The organism is Streptomyces sp. NPDC005266, assembly GCF_040607655.1.
In the GTDB taxonomy this organism is placed as follows: domain Bacteria; phylum Actinomycetota; class Actinomycetes; order Streptomycetales; family Streptomycetaceae; genus Streptomyces.
In genome coordinates this window covers 43,882-59,807 of record NZ_JBEXHC010000001.1, presented here as the reverse complement: position 1 = coordinate 59,807, position 15,926 = coordinate 43,882, and the positions used below count along the sequence as shown (strand labels likewise).

Sequence of the window (15,926 nt, the reverse complement as noted above, 5' to 3'; positions counted from 1 at the left end):
GGTGGGCACAACCCACCCACCGCCCCGCACCCGCCAACGAAACCTCAGGTGAGGAACCCGAGCAGCGCAGCGGTCAGCTCGGCGGGAGCGTCCTCCTGCACCAGATGCCCCGCTCCCTCGATCGGCTGGAGGCGGGCGCCGGGGACGCGGTCGGCAAGGGCCTGCCCCCGCTCGAGGGGAATCCACGCGTCGTCCGTACCCCAGCACACCAGTACCGGCGGCTCGATCTCCCCGTACCGGCGCTCGATCTCATCGGTGAAGCTTTGATCGTTCTGCGCGATCTGCCGGTAGAAGGCGGGCTGTCCCTCCGCGTCGCACCAGGGCTCGGCCAGCCGCTCCAGCACCGCCGGGTGCAGCCCCGGCGCACTGGCGGAGGCGATGTACTCGCGCACCAGCGCCCGGTGCAGGGCGGGCGGCAGCCGCTCGAAGACGTCCGGGTGGTCGCCGAGCAGCCGATACGTGGGGGAGCCCCAGGGCGCGAGGGCGACCGCGTCGACCAGGGCCAGCCGACGGTAGCGCGCGCCGTGCAGCAGATGGGCGCGCAGGGCGACGCAGCAGCCGAAGTCATGGGCGACGACGGCCGGTTCCGCCCCGGGCCCGGTCAGCCCCCAGTGGTCGAGCAGTTCGCCGAGGACCCGGCCCTGGGCGGCGAGGGTCACGTCCTGACCCGCGTACTTCTCGGACGCGCCGTAGCCCGGCATGTCCCAGACGAACACCCGGTGGCGCTCGGCGAGGGCGCGGGCGACGGCCCGCCAGACGAAGGAGGAGAAGGGGGTGCCGTGCAGCAGGACGACGGCGGGCCACTCGGGCGCGCCCAGCGCCGTCCAGCGGACCTCGCCGGAGGAGCTGCGGTACGTACGGGCCAGGTCCCAGCCGTATGTCATGAGCAAAAGGCTAGTTACTCCTTACAGGCTTGTCGAGTGGCCTTGCGGAGGGGGCGCTCGGCTCTGCGTCCACGCGCCCGGTACGCGCCCCCGCAACGGCTCGTAGAATCGAGCACACCATGGTTTATCTCGACCACGCCGCCACCACCCCGATGCTTCCGGAGGCGGTGCAGGCGATGACCGCCCAGCTCGCCGTCACCGGCAACGCCTCCTCCCTGCACGCCGCCGGCCGGCGTGCCCGTCGTACCGTCGAGGAGTCGCGCGAATCCCTCGCCGCCTCGCTGGGCGCCCGTCCGAGCGAGGTCGTCTTCACCTCCGGCGGGACCGAGGCGGACAACCTCGCCGTCAAGGGGCTGTACTGGGCCCGCAGGGACGCCGATCCGGCCCGCACCCGGCTGCTGGCCAGCCCCGTCGAGCACCATGCCGTCCTCGACGCGGTCCACTGGCTCGCCGAGCACGAGGGCGCCCGGGTCGAATGGCTGCCCGTCGACGCCTACGGGCGGGTGCACCCCGACGCGCTCCGCGAGGCGATCGCCCGCGCCCCCTCGGACGTCGCCCTCGCCACCGTCATGTGGGCCAACAACGAGATCGGCACGGTGCTGCCGGTGCGTGAACTCGCCGAGGTGGCTGGGGAGTTCCAGGTGCCCCTGCATGCGGACGCGGTCCAGGCGTTCGGTCAGCTGGAGGTCGACTTCGCCGCCTCGGGGCTGGCCGCGATGACGGTCAGCGGCCACAAGATAGGCGGCCCCTACGGCATCGGCGCGCTGCTGCTGAGCCGTGAGCACACCCCCGTACCCGTCCTGCACGGCGGCGGCCAGGAGCGCCAGGTGCGCTCGGGCACCCTCGACGCCCCGGCCATCGCCGCCTTCGCGGTCGCCGGTGACCACGCGGCCGCGCACCGGGAGGAGTTCGCTCGCGAGGTCGGCGCGCTGCGCGACGCGCTGATCACCGCCGTTCGGACCGCCGTCCCCGACGCGATCCTCGGTGGCGACCCCGACCCGGCGGGCCGCCTTCCCGCCAACGCCCACTTCTCCTTCCCCGGCTGCGAGGGCGATTCGCTGCTCCTGCTGCTGGACGCGCAGGGCATCGAATGCTCGACGGGCTCGGCCTGCACGGCCGGGATCGCCCAGCCCAGCCATGTCGTCCTGGCCACCGGCACCGACCCCGACCTCGCCCGCGGCACCCTGCGCTTCTCATTCGGCCATACATCGACGAAGGCCGATGTCGAGGCGGTGGCGGAGGCGATCGGCCCGGCGGTGGAACGGGCGCGCGGCGCGGGACTGAGCTGACGCCGCGGCGGCCTCCCGCCGTTCGCCGGGCCCTCAGGTCTTGGCCTGTGCGGGCCGCACCGCCCGCACCAGCCGCAGATAGCGGTCCCAGTCCCAGTGGTGGCCCGGATCGGTGTGGTCGGTGCCCGGCACCTCGACATGGCCGACGATGTGCTCCCGGTCCGGGGGAAAGCCGTAGCGCTCGCAGATCGCGGCGGTCAGCCGGGCCGAGGAGCGGTACATCGCGTCCGTGAACGAGCTCGCCCGGCTGACGTACCCCTCGTGCTCGATGCCGACGCTGCGCTCGTTGTACGGGCGGTTGCCCGCGTGGAACGCCACGTCCAACTCGCGGACCATCTGCGCTATATGGCCGTCGCGGCGCACCACATAGTGCGCCGCGGCGCGGTGCCCGGGGTCCCGGAAGACCCGCACCGCGTCCTCGAAGCTGCCCTGGACGACATGGATCACCACCCGGTCGACGGTGTAGTCGTACGGCCGGTCCGCCTGCCGCCAGTTCGCCTCCGAGGCGGCGATCCACTCCGCGCCCGGCTGGTCGACCGCCCCCTTCTCGCGCGGCTGGTCCACCCCGGGCAGCCGCCACCACATCCGCTTCAGCTCATCCCGCGCGGCGTACCCGGCGCCCCCGGCCGCGCCGAGCCCGGCAGCGGTGCCGCCGAGCACCAGGGTGCGTCTGCTCACGCGGCGCCCACCGCCGGTCGTCGTCTCGCTCACGGACCGCTCAACGCGTGGGGGAGGCCATCCCGTTCCGGTTTTCGCGGATCATGGCGGGAACCCTTCGTATGGGACGCGTCGCGCCACTCCGGGAAGGCCGAGGTTGAAGTCAACGTCTGTAACCATGGCCCATGTCTCTCGACGTAATGAGGAGCCGACGTTATGCGCATCGGGTTCGCCCTTCCCCAGTTCGGTGAGCTGAGCCATCACCCGGAGGACATCGCGCGGTTCGCGCGCCGGGCCGAGGAGCTCGGCGCGGACAGCCTGTGGGTGGGAGACCGGCTGCTCACCCCCGTCCATCCGACCGTCGGCTACCGGGGCACCAATGTGATACCGCCGGAATTCCGTAGCGCCCTGGACCCCTTCACCGTGCTGGCCACCGCCGCGGCCGCCACCGAGCGGGTCCAGCTCGGCACCAATGTGATCAACGCGCCCTGGTATCCGCCCGCGGTGCTCGCCCGCTCCTTCACCACCATCGACCGGCTGAGCGCGGGCCGGCTGCTGGTCGGGCTCGGCACCGGCTGGTCACCGGAGGAGTATGAGGCGGTGAACGTGCCCATGGCGGAACGCGGCCGCCGCCTCGACGAATGCATCGACGTCCTGACCGCCTGGTGGACCGAGAACCCGGTCGAGTACCGCGGTGAGCACTGGACCGTGCCCGCCGCCCATGTCGACATCAAGCCGGCCTCCCGCCCCCACCCGCCGATCTACCTCGGCGGCTTCGCCCCCGTCGCCCTGCGCCGGGTGGCCCGGCGCGCCGATGGCTGGCTGCCCTCCGCGCTCGTCACCGCGAAGCCCGGCGGACCCGACCCCTTGGCCCCCTCACCGAGCGCCTGGGCGGGGTGCGCGAGGCGGTCGAGCGGGAGGGGCGTGATCCGGCGCGGTTCGACGCGATCCTGCGGATCAACACGGACACCACCGCCTCCGTCGAGGACATCGTGACCACCCTCGTCCGGGCCGAGCGGGAAGCGGGCATCGAGCACGCCTTCGTGGATCTTCTCTATCTCGCGAAGGAGACCGACCAGGCGCTGGACATCGCACAGCGGGTGCTGGAGCGGGCGCGGGCGAGCTGAGCGGGGGCCGGACCCCATCTCATTAGTCGATGCACATGCGGCGACTTATGCTGGCTGGGTTATGACTGACTTCCCCGGTGCGCCCACAGGTCCCCGCGACGGCCGTCGGCTGCGTGTCCTCGCCGCCATGTCCGGCGGCGTGGACTCCGCGGTCGCCGCCGCCCGCGCGGCCGAGGCGGGCCACGATGTGACCGGCGTCCACCTCGCGCTCTCCGCCAACCCGCAGTCCTTCCGTACCGGCGCCCGGGGCTGCTGCACCATCGAGGACTCGCGCGACGCCCGGCGCGCCGCCGATGTGATCGGCATCCCCTTCTACGTCTGGGATCTCGCCGAGCGCTTCCGCGAGGATGTGGTCGAGGACTTCATCGCCGAGTACGAGGCGGGCCGCACGCCGAATCCGTGCCTGCGCTGCAATGAGAAGATCAAGTTCGCGGCGCTGCTGGACAAGGCGCTGGCCCTCGGCTTCGACGCCGTCTGCACCGGTCACTACGCCACGGTCGTACAGCGCGAGGACGGCACCCGTGAGCTGCACCGCGCCAGCGACATGGCCAAGGACCAGTCATACGTCCTCGGCGTCCTCGACGAGCGTCAGCTCGCCCATGCGATGTTCCCCCTCGGTGACACCCTGACCACCAAGGACGAGATCCGCGCGGAGGCCGAGCGGCGGGGCCTCGCCGTCGCCAAGAAGCCCGACAGCCATGACATCTGCTTCATCGCGGACGGCGACACCCAGGGCTTCCTCGCGGGCCACCTCGGCACGGCCGATGGCGACATCGTCGACGAGGACGGCCGCAAGCTCGGCACCCACGAGGGCGCGTACGGCTTCACCATCGGCCAGCGCAAGGGCCTGCGCATCGGCCACCCCGCGCCCGACGGCAAGCCGCGCTACGTCCTGGACATCTCCCCGGTGAACAACACGGTCACCGTCGGCCCCGCCGAGGCCCTGGACGTCGCCGCCCTGATCGCCATCAAGCCCCGCTGGTGCGGAGCCGCACCGACGGGCCCCGGCACCTACACCGCCCAGCTGCGCGCCCACGGCGGCGAGACCGAGGTGACGGCCGAGCTGGTGGACACCCCGGACGGCGCCGAGCTCCAGGTCACCTTCACCGCCCCGGTCCGGGGCGTGGCCCCCGGCCAGGCGATCGTCCTCTACGACGGCACCCGCGTCGTCGGCTCCGCCACGATCGCCACGACGGAGCGCGCACCGGCTGCCGCCCAGCAGGCATAACCTCGGCCCCACCCGCCACCGCGGCAGGTGGGTCCCGATTCCCGCGCCTGGTTCACCTCGTACGACAGGTGGTAGTGGGCGTCGTCCCGAGTGAACTCCAGCACCCCGCTGCCGCCCGTCACGGTGTGCTCGCCCAGCAGATCGTCGCTGTCCCCGGGCCCGTAGTCGGCCTCGTAGAGCTTGATCACGGCTTTGCCGGTGAAGGTCACGTACTCGTCGAGCGTGTCCGTGGTGCCTTCCTTCATGGAGCGGAAGTCCACGGTTTCGCCGTTGACCTTGAGCACGATGTCGTCGTACGCGGTCCAGTCCTCCTGTTCTCTGCACGTGATCTTTTCAGCCAGGGCTCGGGCATCTCGCACTCCTGTCGTTGTCGAAGATCAACTTCCCTGGCGCACCTTCCGCGCCTTCAAGATCTCAAACGTGGGGGGCGCTCAGAGAAGCCCCGGGGGCGCGGGGGCGCGCGAAGGGGTGTGCACCTGCGCCAATGCCAAACCGCTGGTGCGGCGGGAGGCCGCTGGGACCAGCGAGGCGTATTCGGATAAAGCTGAATCGATACGTCCTCACCAGGCGGTTTGTGGTCACCTCTCCCACGGGGAATCTGGCTTTCAGGAAATCGGGGGGAGAGCACCATGAGGGTTCGTGCGGTATGTCGCCGTCGGGGCAGGGTCGGGCGGGCGATATCCGCCGTGGTGGCGTTGGTCGTCGGGATGGGCCTGCTGGCCGGCGGCTGCGTGAAGAAGGCCGCCGTCGCGGCGGAGGCAGTCGGTGTGGTCGCCGAGTCACCGTTCTTCGCACGGCTGGGCGGCGGTGACCACGACGGGGTCGGGCCCGCGGCGGGCGGCGGGGAGCAATCCGGGGCGAAGAAGGGGCTGTTCGGCGGCAGCCTCAGCAAAAAGCGGTGCAAGACAGGCGCATTGATCAGCTTCCTTCTCGACCCGAAGAACAGGAAGAAGGCGCTGGCCTGGGCCGAGGCGCTGGGCATCGACGTGAGCGACATCAAGAAATTCATCGCCGAGCTGACGCCCGTGCTGCTGGGAAACGACACGCTCGTGCGCAACCACCGCTTCAAGAACGGCAAGGCGGAGGGTTACGACGCCCTTCTCCAGGCCGGTATCGCGGTTCTCATCGACGCGCGGGGCGTGCCCGTCGTCAAGTGCAATTGCGGGAACCCGCTCAAGGAGCCCAAGCACGACCTGGGCGACATCAAGGTGGAAATCCCGGACGATCTGAGCAAGCGATGGAAGCACGACAAGGACAAGGACGTGATCGTCCGCCCAGGCAAGAAGAAGGTCGGGAAATTCGTGCTCCGGGACGTCGACCGGCCCGGCAGGGTCATCGACCGCCCGGTCGGCCCCGCCACCGGCGACACCAGCCGCAAGGACACCGGCGACGACGACTCGCACGGCGGCGACGGTGAGGAAGTCCTCGTCCCCGACCTTCGGGGCGCGTCCCGGGACGAGGCGACCCGTAAGCTGACGGAGGCGGGTCTGACCGCCGAGTTCACCGAGCAGCCCTCGGACACGGCCGGCCCCGGCACGGTCATCTCCCAGAGCCCGGACCCGGCCACCACGCTCAAGCCGGGCGCCACCGTCACCCTCGTCATCGCGGTCGCCACCGCGAGCCCCAGCCCCGAGCCGACGGGCCCCCTGGTGGAGCCCACGGAGCCCGGATCGCCCCTCCCATCGGTGGACCCCACCCAGCTGGCGCCGTCCACCGAGCCAGCGCCGCAACAGACCCCGGGCGAGCTGCCATGAGGGCGTCGGACATGGGATGACGACAGCGTGCGCATGGAACTATTTCCCGGCACGCAGCGACCGCGCTGAGGAGCCGTGAGTCGAGGGACGGTCGCTCAGTAGGTGTAGAGCGCCGTGGTGTCGAGCGCGGTGTCGATCGGCTCGCCGATCGGCACCGGCTCACCGAAGTCGGTCTCCAGCGACGCCTTGTAGTGGTCCCCGCTGGGCAGCGAGTAGAGCAGGCACTTTCCGTCGATGGGGTTGACGACCAGGTAGTACGGGATGTCGGCGAGGGCGTACTTCTTGACCTTCTTCACGGTGCCGTTCTCGGGATTGGACTCCGAGACGACCTCGACGACGAGGATGATCTCGTCGGCGGGGAATTTGGCGAGCCGCGCGGCCCGGTAGGAGGAGTCGGCGATGGAGATGTCCGGCCGGAGCAACGTCGTTCCGTGCCACCCGTCGTGGACGGTGTCGACCTCGGTCATGACACACCACTTGGACATGAGCTGGGCTCCGATGGCCATGACCATCTGCCCGTGAGGGCTGGGGGCCATGGTGCTGACGTGGACCTCGCCATCGATCATCTCGGCGTGGAGTTCCGGAAACGCCGCGTGGAGATGATCGAAGCGCCGCACCTCCGTGGTCCGCGCCCGGCTCTCCCTCGGTGTCGTCACGGTGCCTCCCAGGGGTTGAAGACCCGGGCACCGGTGCGGAGCAGGTGCTTGGTGTTGCGGCTGGCTACGGTCCAGCCATTGGCTAACGCCGTGGCGGCGATGAGAGCATCCGGCGGATCGATGCACGTTCCGGCGCTCTTAAGCGCTTTGTGCAAGGTGAGGTAAGTCGCCGCTTCCCGCTCGCCGATCTCGGCAACCCGCCCTCGGTATTCGTCCCGGAGATGCTCCAAAGCCCTCGCGTACACGCCACGGCGAGCTGGATCGGAAGCCGTGTCGACGCCTATCTGGACTTCACCCAACGTGATGACACTGAGATAAAGGCTGTGCGCCTCCATCGACCGCGCCCATGCCACGACGGCCGGTTCAGGCTTGGGTCTGACGCTTATTTCGGCGATGACGTTGGTGTCGAGCAAGTAGATCACTCGTTGTCCGCCTGTTGATCGTAGGAGCGGGCTCCGAACTCCAGCCCCTCGAACGGAGTCGAGAGCAGAAAATCCAAGAACCCATCAGTCCCCAGCGTCGCCCACCGGTTCAGCAGTGCGGGAAGTTCGTCGATATCGGTCTCCGCGAGTTCCCTGTCGAAGTGGTGTAGCTGATCCTCGGGCAGGGATTCGCGGATCTCGCGAATGGTGCGCAGCGGATGCTTGCCCTCGTTCGCAGCGGTCGAGCGCGGGGCGCCGTCGGGCGAAGATGTCATGATCAACCCCTCTGCTGCTATGCGTGCGGTTTGCATTGCTACTCCTTCCAGGCTAGAGGCCCTGAGCCCCGAAGAGGGCGAGGGCGGTTGGTTCATCCACCGTCATGCGGCGAGTGGTGCGGCGGCCTCTGTTCGCGTCCGGCAGTCTCGGCAGCGCCCTGGGTGAGGTGAGCGGAAGGCGCGGTCGCAGCCCTTGCAGGTCCGCAGTGGGGCGACGGGCCGACGGGGCGGTCCAGTGGCCGGGAGGGACGTGGGCGGGCGCAGGGCGGTCAGGCGGTATGCGAGCAGCCGGGCGGGGCGGCGGTCGATACGCTCCGGGAGCCCGGACGTCAGCGCCTCGGCGATCTCGTAGGGGCGCACCCCGCGATCCAGCCACTCCGCGACGGCGGGGGCCAGCGCCGCCGTCTCCCGCTCAGACAGGACGAGGCGCGGATCCCGGTGACGCAGGGAGCCGAGGACGGCGGCGGCGCGGGCGTCGGGCGGGACATCCGGGCCCGGCGCCGGCGCCGGTTCTGTGGCAGTCCGGACGGGGGCGGGCGGCTTGGCCTCGGGGACGTCGCGCCCCACCCCACCAGGCGCGTCGTACATAAACGTCCGGGTGACGATCCGCCCGTCCGGCCCCCGCTCGACCCTCCGCTCCAGCCAGCCCTCCGCCTCCAGCTCCCTGAGCGCGGCGGAGATGCGGGCCCGGCCCTCCTTGAAGTGTGCGCAGAGCGCGTCGATACGGATGGAGGCGCCATCGGGTAAGGACAGGATGTACGCCGCGACGCCGACGGTCACCGCACTGCCCGCCCGCTGGGCGAGTTTGTTCGAGAGCACGGTGAAGTTGGCGGTGTGCCGGGTGCGGATGTGGATGACGCCGGACGTCGGAGCGTCGGCGGAAGTGCGCATGGGCGCACTAGACTGCGGCTCAGCCATCGGGAAGCTGTTCTCTTCCTGGGTGGTGAGGCCCTCGTTCGGGATGGCAGTCCCGGCCGGGGGCCGTCGTCTGTGTGAGGTTGTCGCGGCGAGCGTAACCCGATCGCTGGCATATTCGCGCCCAAGTCACCCGATGGGGTGAGGAGTTGGGTGGGGTGGGTGGGATTTCTCTACCAGGGTCCTTAGGTAGGGCCCCGCCCCACCGCCTGTCGGCCCCCCGACACCTGGCCCCACCCCACCGGCTTACGGCCGTCCGACATCCGGTCTGACCTGCGGCGCGTACCGTCCCAGCGTTATCAGGAGGCTCGAACGACCGCACGCCCGACCGACAGACACCGACGGGTGCCCATGCCCGCGATGACGCGGGAAGCTCTGCGGGAGGCCGTGCAGGGGCTTGCGCAGTCCGACCTCTGGTTACCGCGGCGCCCTGCCGTCATCCTTCGGTCTCACCGCGTCATCGGCCGTCGGGCTGAGCCGAGTTCAGCCCGCAGAGCGATCCTCGGCGACCCCTCTGACTGGGATCTTCATTACCGAAGGCCCAGCCACCGCCCACCGCCGAAGCCGAGGACCGCACATGCAGCCGCTCCCGCACGTTGAAGAACCCACCGCCGCCCGTCCCGGACGACTCCGCGCCGCATGGCGGGCGGCCCACGAGCCCGTTGCCGGAGTGTCTCGGCAGATGAAACTCGTGGCCTACGCGGTGCCGTTGACCGTCCTGCCCTCCAGCATCTGGCGGCTCCCGGTCGCGTTCGACGACGGCATCGGGGCCGGCGAGCGAGCGTACGTCGTCTTCCTGTCGATCCTGTCCGAAGTTTTGGCGTTCACCGCGATCGGCCTGGTCGCCCGCTGGGGCGAGGTGTTCCCGGGCTGGATCCCGTTGCTGCGTGGCCGCCGGGTCCCGACGAAGGTGGCGGTCGTCCCGGCCGCCATCGGGGCCACAGTTCTCACCCTCCTGTTCACCCTCCTGTTCATTGCCTCAGAGATCAGGGGCACCACGATCCGAGGTGATGACCTGCCGACCGACGCCCCGAGCCAGGCCAGCGGCTGGGAGGCTGCCTGGTTCTCTTTCTGCTACGCGCCGCTGATCATGTGGGGGCCGCTGCTGGCCGTGCTGACCGTCGCGTACTGGAAGCGCCGTCGCGCGGCCGAGAAGGTGCCTGCGGCGGCGTGAGTGCCGGGAAGGCTCGGGTGGCCCCTGACGGTGCTCGCGCGACTCACCCGCCGCCTGGGCTGACGTTCAGTGGCACAGCTCCAGACGGCGAAGCGAACAGCTGACGCAACTGCATGGGCCTTGTAGCCTCTGGCTGCGCGCTCAGTTGTCGGCGGCAATAAGCTGGCGGGCGGCGAAGCCGACGAAGGCCGACCAACGTGCTGCGCCATGCCCGCCTGATGCTCGCCGACCCGAAGGTCCCGCGCGGCGAGTTCCGGTTTCTCTCCGCCCGTCTGGCCGAGGCGCTGCAAGACGCGCTGCGCGTGGCGCGGAGCCGTGAGGGTGTCGGACCCGGCTCGTAGAGTGACCCGCATGAACATCTGCGTCTTCTGCTCCGCCGCCGACCTCGACACGCGCTACACCGACCCCGCCCGTGAGTTCGCCGAGCTGATCGGCAAGGGCGGGCACACGCTCGTCTGGGGCGGGTCGGACGTCGGGCTGATGAAGATCATGGCGGACGGGGCGCAGGAGCACGGCGGGCGGCTGGTCGGGGTCTCGGTGGAGTTCCTGGCCGCGAAGGCTCGGGAGAACGCCGACGAGATGGTGATCGCCAAGGACCTCGCGGAGCGCAAGGCAGCGCTGCTCGCCCGTGCCGACGCGGTGGTGATCATGGTGGGCGGGACCGGGACGCTGGACGAGGCGACCGAGATTCTGGAGCTGAAGAAGCACGGGCTGCACATCAAGCCGGTGGTGCTGCTCAACGCGGCGGGGTTCTACGACGGCCTGAAGCAGCAGTTCCAGCGGATGGAGGAGGAGGGGTTCCTGCCCCGGCCGCTGAGCGAGCTGGTCTTCTTCGCGGAGAACGGGGCCGAGGCGATGGCGTATCTGGAGGCGGTGTAGGGGCGTGTCCGGCGTGGGGGCGCCGGGAGGACCGGGACGAGCGGTCCGGTCGGCGCGGAGGGTCAGTGCGACGGCTTGGTTCGCGGACTGAGAGGATCGCGGGGAGCTCAACAGAAGAATGGGGGATGAGCATGGCCGTGCTCGTTTTGTCCGGCGTCCTTGTGCTGGCCGTCGGAGGGTGCGTCTGCGTCGTGTGGGCGGCGCGGGGCGGCCCGCGCTGGGTGCGTGCGGTGGCCGCCGTGACACTGGGGGCGGGCGAGCTGGTGCGCCGGTCGGGGCATAGGAGCCGGAGTCGGACCGTGGGTCAAAACGGCGACTCGGACGGCTAAGCGGATGCGGTCAAGTTCGCCGCTGATCCCTCGCCGTTCGGCCTGGCCGAGGGCTTGGACGCCGAGAAGGATCAGCACTTGACTTCGCCGTAACCGCTTAGCCCCCACCGGCTCGGACAGCCCGGCCCGCCGTTACAGGATGGGGGCGACCGGCGGGAAGCCCGCGCCCGCTTCGAGGTACGGGATCGCGCCAAGCCCGCAAGATCACGAGGGTGGGCGGGGCCGCAGCCACCGGTGAGGCAAGCTGGGGGGCATGCGAACGCATCTGATCACTGGGGCAGGCTCGGGCATCGGCACGGCGCTCACCGAGCGGCTCGCCGGGCGCGGCGACGAGCTGTGGCTGCTGGCGCGGGACGCCGGGCGGGCGAAGGAGCTGGCGGGGCGGTTTCCGGGGGCTCGTACGGTCGTCGGCGATCTGGCGGATCCGGAGAAGCTGTCCTGGGCGCTGAGCCACCAGTCGCTGCCCGAGCGGCTGGACTCGCTGGTGCACAGCGCCGGGGTGGTCGATCTGGGGGAGATCGGTGAGCTGACCCCGAAGGCATGGAACCGGCAGCTCGCCGCCAACCTCGTGGCCCCCGCCGAGCTGACCCGGCTGCTGCTGCCGCAGCTGCGGCTGGCGCAGGGGCATGTCGTCTTCGTCAACTCCGGTGCCGGGCTGCGCGCCAACGCCCAGTGGGGCGCGTACGCCGCCAGCAAGCACGGGTTGAAGGCGCTGGCCGACGCGCTGCGCTGGGAAGAGAGCGGCAACGGCGTACGGGTGACGACCGTCTACCCGGGCCGCACGGCCACCCCGATGCAGGTGAAGGTGCACCAGCAGGAGGGCAAGGAGTACGAGGCCGAGCGCTGGATCGCCCCGGAGACGGTCGCGACGACCATCCTCACGGCGCTCGATCTGCCGCGTGACGCGGAGATCACCGACCTTCAGGTGCGGCCGCGCGGTTGACGGACCGGGCCGCCCGTCGCCACCGGTTCACGCGGTACCCGCCCCGGCTCGTACCCTTCCCAGGTGAACGAGAAGACCACGAACAGGCACAGCTGGGGCGCGGGGGCCGCGAGCGGCGTCGGATCGATGCCGGGCGGCGACGCGCGGGAGGCCGCGAAGACCGTCACCGGGTCGCTGGAGGCCCTGCCCTACCTTCCGGAGCTGCCCGCGCGGGGGCCCGGCGCGGACATGATCGGGCGGACCGCCGGGATGCTCGTCGAGCTGTACGCGCATGTGGAGCCGAGCGGCTGGCGGATCAGCGACCGGCCGGGGCGGGACACCCGGCGGGCCCGGTCCTGGATGGGCGAGGATCTCGACGCGCTGGAGGAGTTCACCCAGGGGTACCAGGGCGCGCTCAAGGTGTCGGCCGTTGGGCCGTGGACCCTGGCCGCCTCCCTGGAGCTGCGCAACGGGGAGGTCGCGCTGAGCGACCCGGGGGCCTGTCGCGATCTGACGTCCTCGCTGGTGGAGGGGGTGCGCGTCCATCTGGAGGAGGTCCGCCGGAGGGTGCCCGGCGCCGAGGTGGTGCTGCAGCTGGACGAGCCGTCGCTGACGTCGGTGCTGCGCGGGAGCGTCCGTACGGCCAGCGGGTACCGCACGCACGGCGCCGTGGACCGGGGTGTGGTCGAGGGCGCGCTGCGGAATCTGGTGGAGGCCGCGGACGGGCCCGTGGTGGTGCACTCGTGCGCGCCCGCCGTGCCGTTCGCTCTGCTGCGGCGCGCGGGCGTCAGCGGGATTTCGTTCGATCTGTCGCTGCTCACGGAGAGTGAGGAGGAGGCGATCGGGGAAGCCGTGGAGGGCGGTACGGCGCTGCTCGTCGGCGCGGTGCCCGGCACGGACTCCACGTTGTCAGACCCTGCGAGTAGCGTCGGGGGTGTCAGGACGCTGTGGCGCAGGCTGGGGCTGGCGCCGGGGACTCTCGCGGAGTCCGTGGTGATCACTCCGTCGTGCGGGCTGGCGGGCGCTTCGCCCGCGTACGCGCGCGCCGCGCTGGCCCACTGTGTCCGGGCGGCGAGATCGCTCGCGGACAACCCTGAGTAACGGGAGGACCATACGGTGGCCGGCGAACAGCAGTCGACAGTGCCCGCTGAGGTGCGGGACCAGCACGCCAAGCTCGCTGAGCAGATCGAGGAGCACCGCTTCCGGTACTACGTCAAGGACGCCCCGGTCATCAGCGACGCGGAGTTCGACAAGCTGATGCGCGAGCTGGAGGCCCTGGAGGAGAAGTACCCCGAGCTGCGGACGCCCGACTCGCCCACCCAGAAGGTCGCGGGCGCGTACGAGACGGAGTTCACCGAGGTCAAGCACCGCGAGCGGATGCTCAGTCTGGACAACGCCTTCGACGACGAGGAGTTGGAGGCCTGGGCCGACCGCATCGCCAGGGAGCTCGGCGACACCACGTACCACTTCCTGTGCGAGCTCAAGGTGGACGGCCTCGCGGTCAATCTGACCTATGAGCGGGGGCGGCTGACCCGCGCCGCGACGCGGGGCGACGGGCGCACGGGGGAGGACATCACCCCCAATGTGCGCACCATCGCGGTGATCCCCAACCGGCTGAAGGGCGAGGGGATTCCGGAGCTGGTGGAGGTCCGCGGCGAGATCTACTTCCCCCGGGACCGCTTCGAGGAGCTCAACGCCCGCCTGGTGGAGGCTGGAAAGCCGCCCTTCGCCAACCCGCGGAACGCGGCGGCCGGTTCGGTGCGCCAGAAGGACCCCAAGGTCACCGCGAGCCGCCCACTGAGCATGGTGGTGCACGGCATCGGCGCGCGCGAGGGCTTCGACGTCGACCGCCTGTCGCAGGCCTACGAGCGGCTGCACCAGTGGGGGCTGCCGACCGCGGCCCACTACAAGGTCGTGGAGTCCCTGAAGGGCGTCCGCGAGTACATCGAGTACTACCAGGACAGCGAGCACCGGCACTCGCTGGAGCACGAGATCGACGGTGTGGTCGTCAAGGTCGACGAGATCCCGCTGCAGGGGCGGCTGGGCTCCACCTCGCGGGCGCCGCGCTGGGCGATCGCCTGGAAGTTCCCGCCCGAGGAGGTCACCACCAAGCTGGTCGACATCCGGGTCGGCGTGGGGCGCACCGGGCGGGTGACGCCGTACGCGGTGGTCGAGCCGGTCACGGTGGCGGGCTCGGAGGTCGAGTTCGCGACGCTGCACAACCAGGACGTGGTCAAGGTCAAGGGTGTGCTGATCGGCGACACCGTGGTGCTGCGCAAGGCCGGCGATGTCATTCCGGAGATCGTGGGGCCGGTCGTCGACCTCAGGGACGGCACCGAGCGCGAGTTCGTGATGCCGTCCGAGTGCCCGGAGTGCGGTACGCCGCTGCAGCCCGCCAAGGAGGGCGACGTCGATCTGCGCTGCCCCAACGCGCGTTCCTGCCCGGCACAGCTGCGTGAGCGGGTCTACTACCTCGCGGGCCGCAAATGCCTGGACATCGAGGGCCTCGGCTATGTCGCCGCCACCGCCCTGACCCAGCCGCTGGAGCCCGCCGAGCCGCCGATGAAGGACGAGGGGGATCTGTTCGATCTGAAGGTCGAACAGCTGCTGCCCATCAGGTCGTACGTCCTGGACCCGGACAGCGGACTGCCCAAGCGCGACCCCGAGACGGGCGAGGAGAAGGTCGTCACCTTCTTCGCCAACCAAAAGGGCGAGCCCAAGAAGAACACCCTGGTCATGCTGGCCAATATCGAGGCGGCCAAGCAGCGCCCGCTGGCCCGCTTCATCACCGGCCTTTCGATCCGTCATGTCGGGCCGGTGGCGGCCACGGCGCTGGCCCGCGAATTCCGTTCGCTGGACCGGATCGCCGAGGCGAGCGAGGAGGAGCTGGCGGCCGTCGAAGGCGTGGGGCCGACCATCGCCGCCTCGGTGAAGCAGTGGTTCACCGTGGACTGGCACCGCGAGATCGTGGAGAAGTGGCGGCGGGCCGGGGCGCGGCTGGAGGAGGAAGGGGGCGAGGCCGAGGGGCCGCGCCCGCTGGAGGGACTCACCGTCGTGGTCACCGGCACGCTGACCTCATATACGCGGGACGGTGCGAAGGAGGCACTGCAGAGTCGCGGGGCGAAAGTCACCGGATCAGTTTCGAAAAAGACCGATTTCGTCGTTGTGGGCGACAATCCCGGTTCGAAGTACGACAAGGCGATGCAGTTGAAGGTTCCCGTGCTCGATGAGGACGGCTTTGCCGTTCTGCTCGAACAGGGGCCCGACGCGGCGCGAGAGGTCGCGGTGACGCCTTCGGAGGAGCCCGGCGAACCGGAGGAAGAGACAGCCAAGTAGCCCTGGACTCAGCCCATTGGAGTAGTCGGGTCCTGCCAACTTGCGGAGTAGTCCGGCCATCTTGTCCGTTCAGCGGTTC

19 protein-coding genes are annotated in these 15,926 nt (G+C 70.5%); 12 read left to right on the top strand and 7 right to left on the bottom strand.

Going from position 1 to position 15,926, the window contains the following annotated elements; all coding sequences use genetic code 11:
- Positions 1–44: 44 nt before the first annotated feature.
- A complete protein-coding gene (locus tag ABZU99_RS00260; RefSeq protein WP_355950683.1) occupies positions 45–884 on the bottom strand; it encodes an alpha/beta hydrolase in 840 nt (279 codons plus the stop codon).
- Between the two features lie 119 nt (positions 885–1,003).
- Between ABZU99_RS00260 and ABZU99_RS00255 the strand changes: the two genes are divergently transcribed.
- Entirely contained in the window at positions 1,004–2,173 is a 1,170-nt protein-coding gene (locus tag ABZU99_RS00255) for a cysteine desulfurase family protein (RefSeq protein WP_355950680.1), read from the top strand.
- A 33-nt stretch (positions 2,174–2,206) separates the two neighbouring features.
- Here the strand turns inward: ABZU99_RS00255 and ABZU99_RS00250 are convergent, their stop codons facing one another.
- Complete coding sequence (locus tag ABZU99_RS00250) at positions 2,207–2,884, bottom strand: peptidoglycan recognition family protein (RefSeq protein WP_355950677.1); 678 nt, start codon at positions 2,882–2,884, stop codon at positions 2,207–2,209.
- A 162-nt stretch (positions 2,885–3,046) separates the two neighbouring features.
- On the opposite strand from ABZU99_RS00250, the gene ABZU99_RS00245 reads away from it, so the two are divergent.
- The 3 genes from ABZU99_RS00245 (at position 3,047) to mnmA (ending at position 5,185) form a co-directional block, all read left to right on the top strand.
- On the top strand, positions 3,047–3,826 hold the full coding sequence (locus ABZU99_RS00245) for a TIGR03619 family F420-dependent LLM class oxidoreductase (protein WP_355950674.1): 780 nt from the start codon (positions 3,047–3,049) through the stop codon (positions 3,824–3,826).
- Positions 3,823–3,957, top strand: a complete 135-nt coding sequence (locus ABZU99_RS00240) for a hypothetical protein (RefSeq protein ID WP_355950671.1) — start codon at positions 3,823–3,825, stop codon at positions 3,955–3,957. Before ABZU99_RS00245 ends, ABZU99_RS00240 begins: the two co-directional genes overlap by 4 nt.
- 61 nt (positions 3,958–4,018) lie before the next feature.
- A complete protein-coding gene (mnmA, locus tag ABZU99_RS00235; protein WP_355950668.1) occupies positions 4,019–5,185 on the top strand; it encodes a tRNA 2-thiouridine(34) synthase MnmA in 1,167 nt (388 codons plus the stop codon).
- Here the strand turns inward: mnmA and ABZU99_RS00230 are convergent.
- The gene (locus ABZU99_RS00230) at positions 5,107–5,544 is read right to left on the bottom strand and encodes a hypothetical protein (protein ID WP_355950665.1); all 438 of its coding nucleotides are present in this window, start codon (positions 5,542–5,544) and stop codon (positions 5,107–5,109) included. The genes mnmA and ABZU99_RS00230 overlap by 79 nt on opposite strands.
- 327 nt (positions 5,545–5,871) lie before the next feature.
- Between ABZU99_RS00230 and ABZU99_RS00225 the strand changes: the two genes are divergently transcribed.
- Positions 5,872–6,939: a DUF6777 domain-containing protein gene (locus ABZU99_RS00225; RefSeq protein ID WP_355950662.1), complete on the top strand. Its 1,068-nt coding sequence runs from the start codon at positions 5,872–5,874 to the stop codon at positions 6,937–6,939.
- Positions 6,940–7,034: 95 nt separating this feature from the next.
- Here ABZU99_RS00225 and ABZU99_RS00220 read toward each other — a convergent pair whose 3' ends face one another.
- The 4 genes from ABZU99_RS00220 to ABZU99_RS00205 all read right to left on the bottom strand — a co-directional run bounded on the left by ABZU99_RS00220 (position 7,035) and on the right by ABZU99_RS00205 (position 9,210).
- The gene (locus ABZU99_RS00220) at positions 7,035–7,595 is read right to left on the bottom strand and encodes a Uma2 family endonuclease (RefSeq protein WP_355950659.1); all 561 of its coding nucleotides are present in this window, start codon (positions 7,593–7,595) and stop codon (positions 7,035–7,037) included.
- Positions 7,592–8,017, bottom strand: coding sequence for a type II toxin-antitoxin system VapC family toxin (locus ABZU99_RS00215; protein ID WP_355950656.1), 426 nt, complete (start codon positions 8,015–8,017; stop codon positions 7,592–7,594). The genes ABZU99_RS00220 and ABZU99_RS00215 overlap by 4 nt, the downstream gene beginning before the upstream one ends.
- Entirely contained in the window at positions 8,014–8,328 is a 315-nt protein-coding gene (locus tag ABZU99_RS00210) for a hypothetical protein (RefSeq protein ID WP_355950653.1), read from the bottom strand. Before ABZU99_RS00210 ends, ABZU99_RS00215 begins: the two co-directional genes overlap by 4 nt.
- Positions 8,329–8,394: 66 nt before the next feature.
- On the bottom strand, positions 8,395–9,210 hold the full coding sequence (locus ABZU99_RS00205; protein ID WP_355950650.1) for a hypothetical protein: 816 nt from the start codon (positions 9,208–9,210) through the stop codon (positions 8,395–8,397).
- A 574-nt stretch (positions 9,211–9,784) separates the two neighbouring features.
- Here ABZU99_RS00205 and ABZU99_RS00200 point away from each other — a divergent pair.
- The 7 genes from ABZU99_RS00200 (at position 9,785) to ligA (ending at position 15,847) form a co-directional block, all read left to right on the top strand.
- Positions 9,785–10,381, top strand: a complete 597-nt coding sequence (locus ABZU99_RS00200) for a hypothetical protein (protein ID WP_355950647.1) — start codon at positions 9,785–9,787, stop codon at positions 10,379–10,381.
- 197 nt (positions 10,382–10,578) lie between these two features.
- Entirely contained in the window at positions 10,579–10,722 is a 144-nt protein-coding gene (locus ABZU99_RS00195; RefSeq protein ID WP_355950644.1) for a hypothetical protein, read from the top strand.
- Between the two features lie 10 nt (positions 10,723–10,732).
- A complete protein-coding gene (locus ABZU99_RS00190) occupies positions 10,733–11,260 on the top strand; it encodes a TIGR00730 family Rossman fold protein (protein ID WP_355950641.1) in 528 nt (175 codons plus the stop codon).
- 131 nt (positions 11,261–11,391) lie between these two features.
- Positions 11,392–11,589, top strand: a complete 198-nt coding sequence (locus ABZU99_RS00185) for a hypothetical protein (RefSeq protein WP_355950772.1) — start codon at positions 11,392–11,394, stop codon at positions 11,587–11,589.
- Between the two features lie 253 nt (positions 11,590–11,842).
- Positions 11,843–12,532, top strand: a complete 690-nt coding sequence (locus ABZU99_RS00180) for an SDR family oxidoreductase (protein ID WP_355950638.1) — start codon at positions 11,843–11,845, stop codon at positions 12,530–12,532.
- Positions 12,533–12,595: 63 nt separating this feature from the next.
- Complete coding sequence (locus tag ABZU99_RS00175; protein ID WP_355950635.1) at positions 12,596–13,612, top strand: methionine synthase; 1,017 nt, start codon at positions 12,596–12,598, stop codon at positions 13,610–13,612.
- Between the two features lie 15 nt (positions 13,613–13,627).
- Complete coding sequence (ligA, locus tag ABZU99_RS00170) at positions 13,628–15,847, top strand: NAD-dependent DNA ligase LigA (RefSeq protein ID WP_355950632.1); 2,220 nt, start codon at positions 13,628–13,630, stop codon at positions 15,845–15,847.
- The last annotated feature ends 79 nt before the right edge of the window (positions 15,848–15,926 follow it).

Coding starts and splice junctions, on each gene's coding strand:
- ABZU99_RS00260 (WP_355950683.1), bottom strand. CDS start 884: ATGACATACGGCTGGGACCTGGCCCGTACGTACCGCAGCTCCTCCGGC.
- ABZU99_RS00255 (WP_355950680.1), top strand. CDS start 1,004: ATGGTTTATCTCGACCACGCCGCCACCACCCCGATGCTTCCGGAGGCG.
- ABZU99_RS00245 (WP_355950674.1), top strand. CDS start 3,047: ATGCGCATCGGGTTCGCCCTTCCCCAGTTCGGTGAGCTGAGCCATCAC.
- mnmA (WP_355950668.1), top strand. CDS start 4,019: ATGACTGACTTCCCCGGTGCGCCCACAGGTCCCCGCGACGGCCGTCGG.
- ABZU99_RS00210 (WP_355950653.1), bottom strand. CDS start 8,328: ATGCAAACCGCACGCATAGCAGCAGAGGGGTTGATCATGACATCTTCG.
- ABZU99_RS00205 (WP_355950650.1), bottom strand. CDS start 9,210: ATGGCTGAGCCGCAGTCTAGTGCGCCCATGCGCACTTCCGCCGACGCT.
- ABZU99_RS00200 (WP_355950647.1), top strand. CDS start 9,785: ATGCAGCCGCTCCCGCACGTTGAAGAACCCACCGCCGCCCGTCCCGGA.
- ABZU99_RS00190 (WP_355950641.1), top strand. CDS start 10,733: ATGAACATCTGCGTCTTCTGCTCCGCCGCCGACCTCGACACGCGCTAC.
- ABZU99_RS00185 (WP_355950772.1), top strand. CDS start 11,392: ATGGCCGTGCTCGTTTTGTCCGGCGTCCTTGTGCTGGCCGTCGGAGGG.
- ABZU99_RS00180 (WP_355950638.1), top strand. CDS start 11,843: ATGCGAACGCATCTGATCACTGGGGCAGGCTCGGGCATCGGCACGGCG.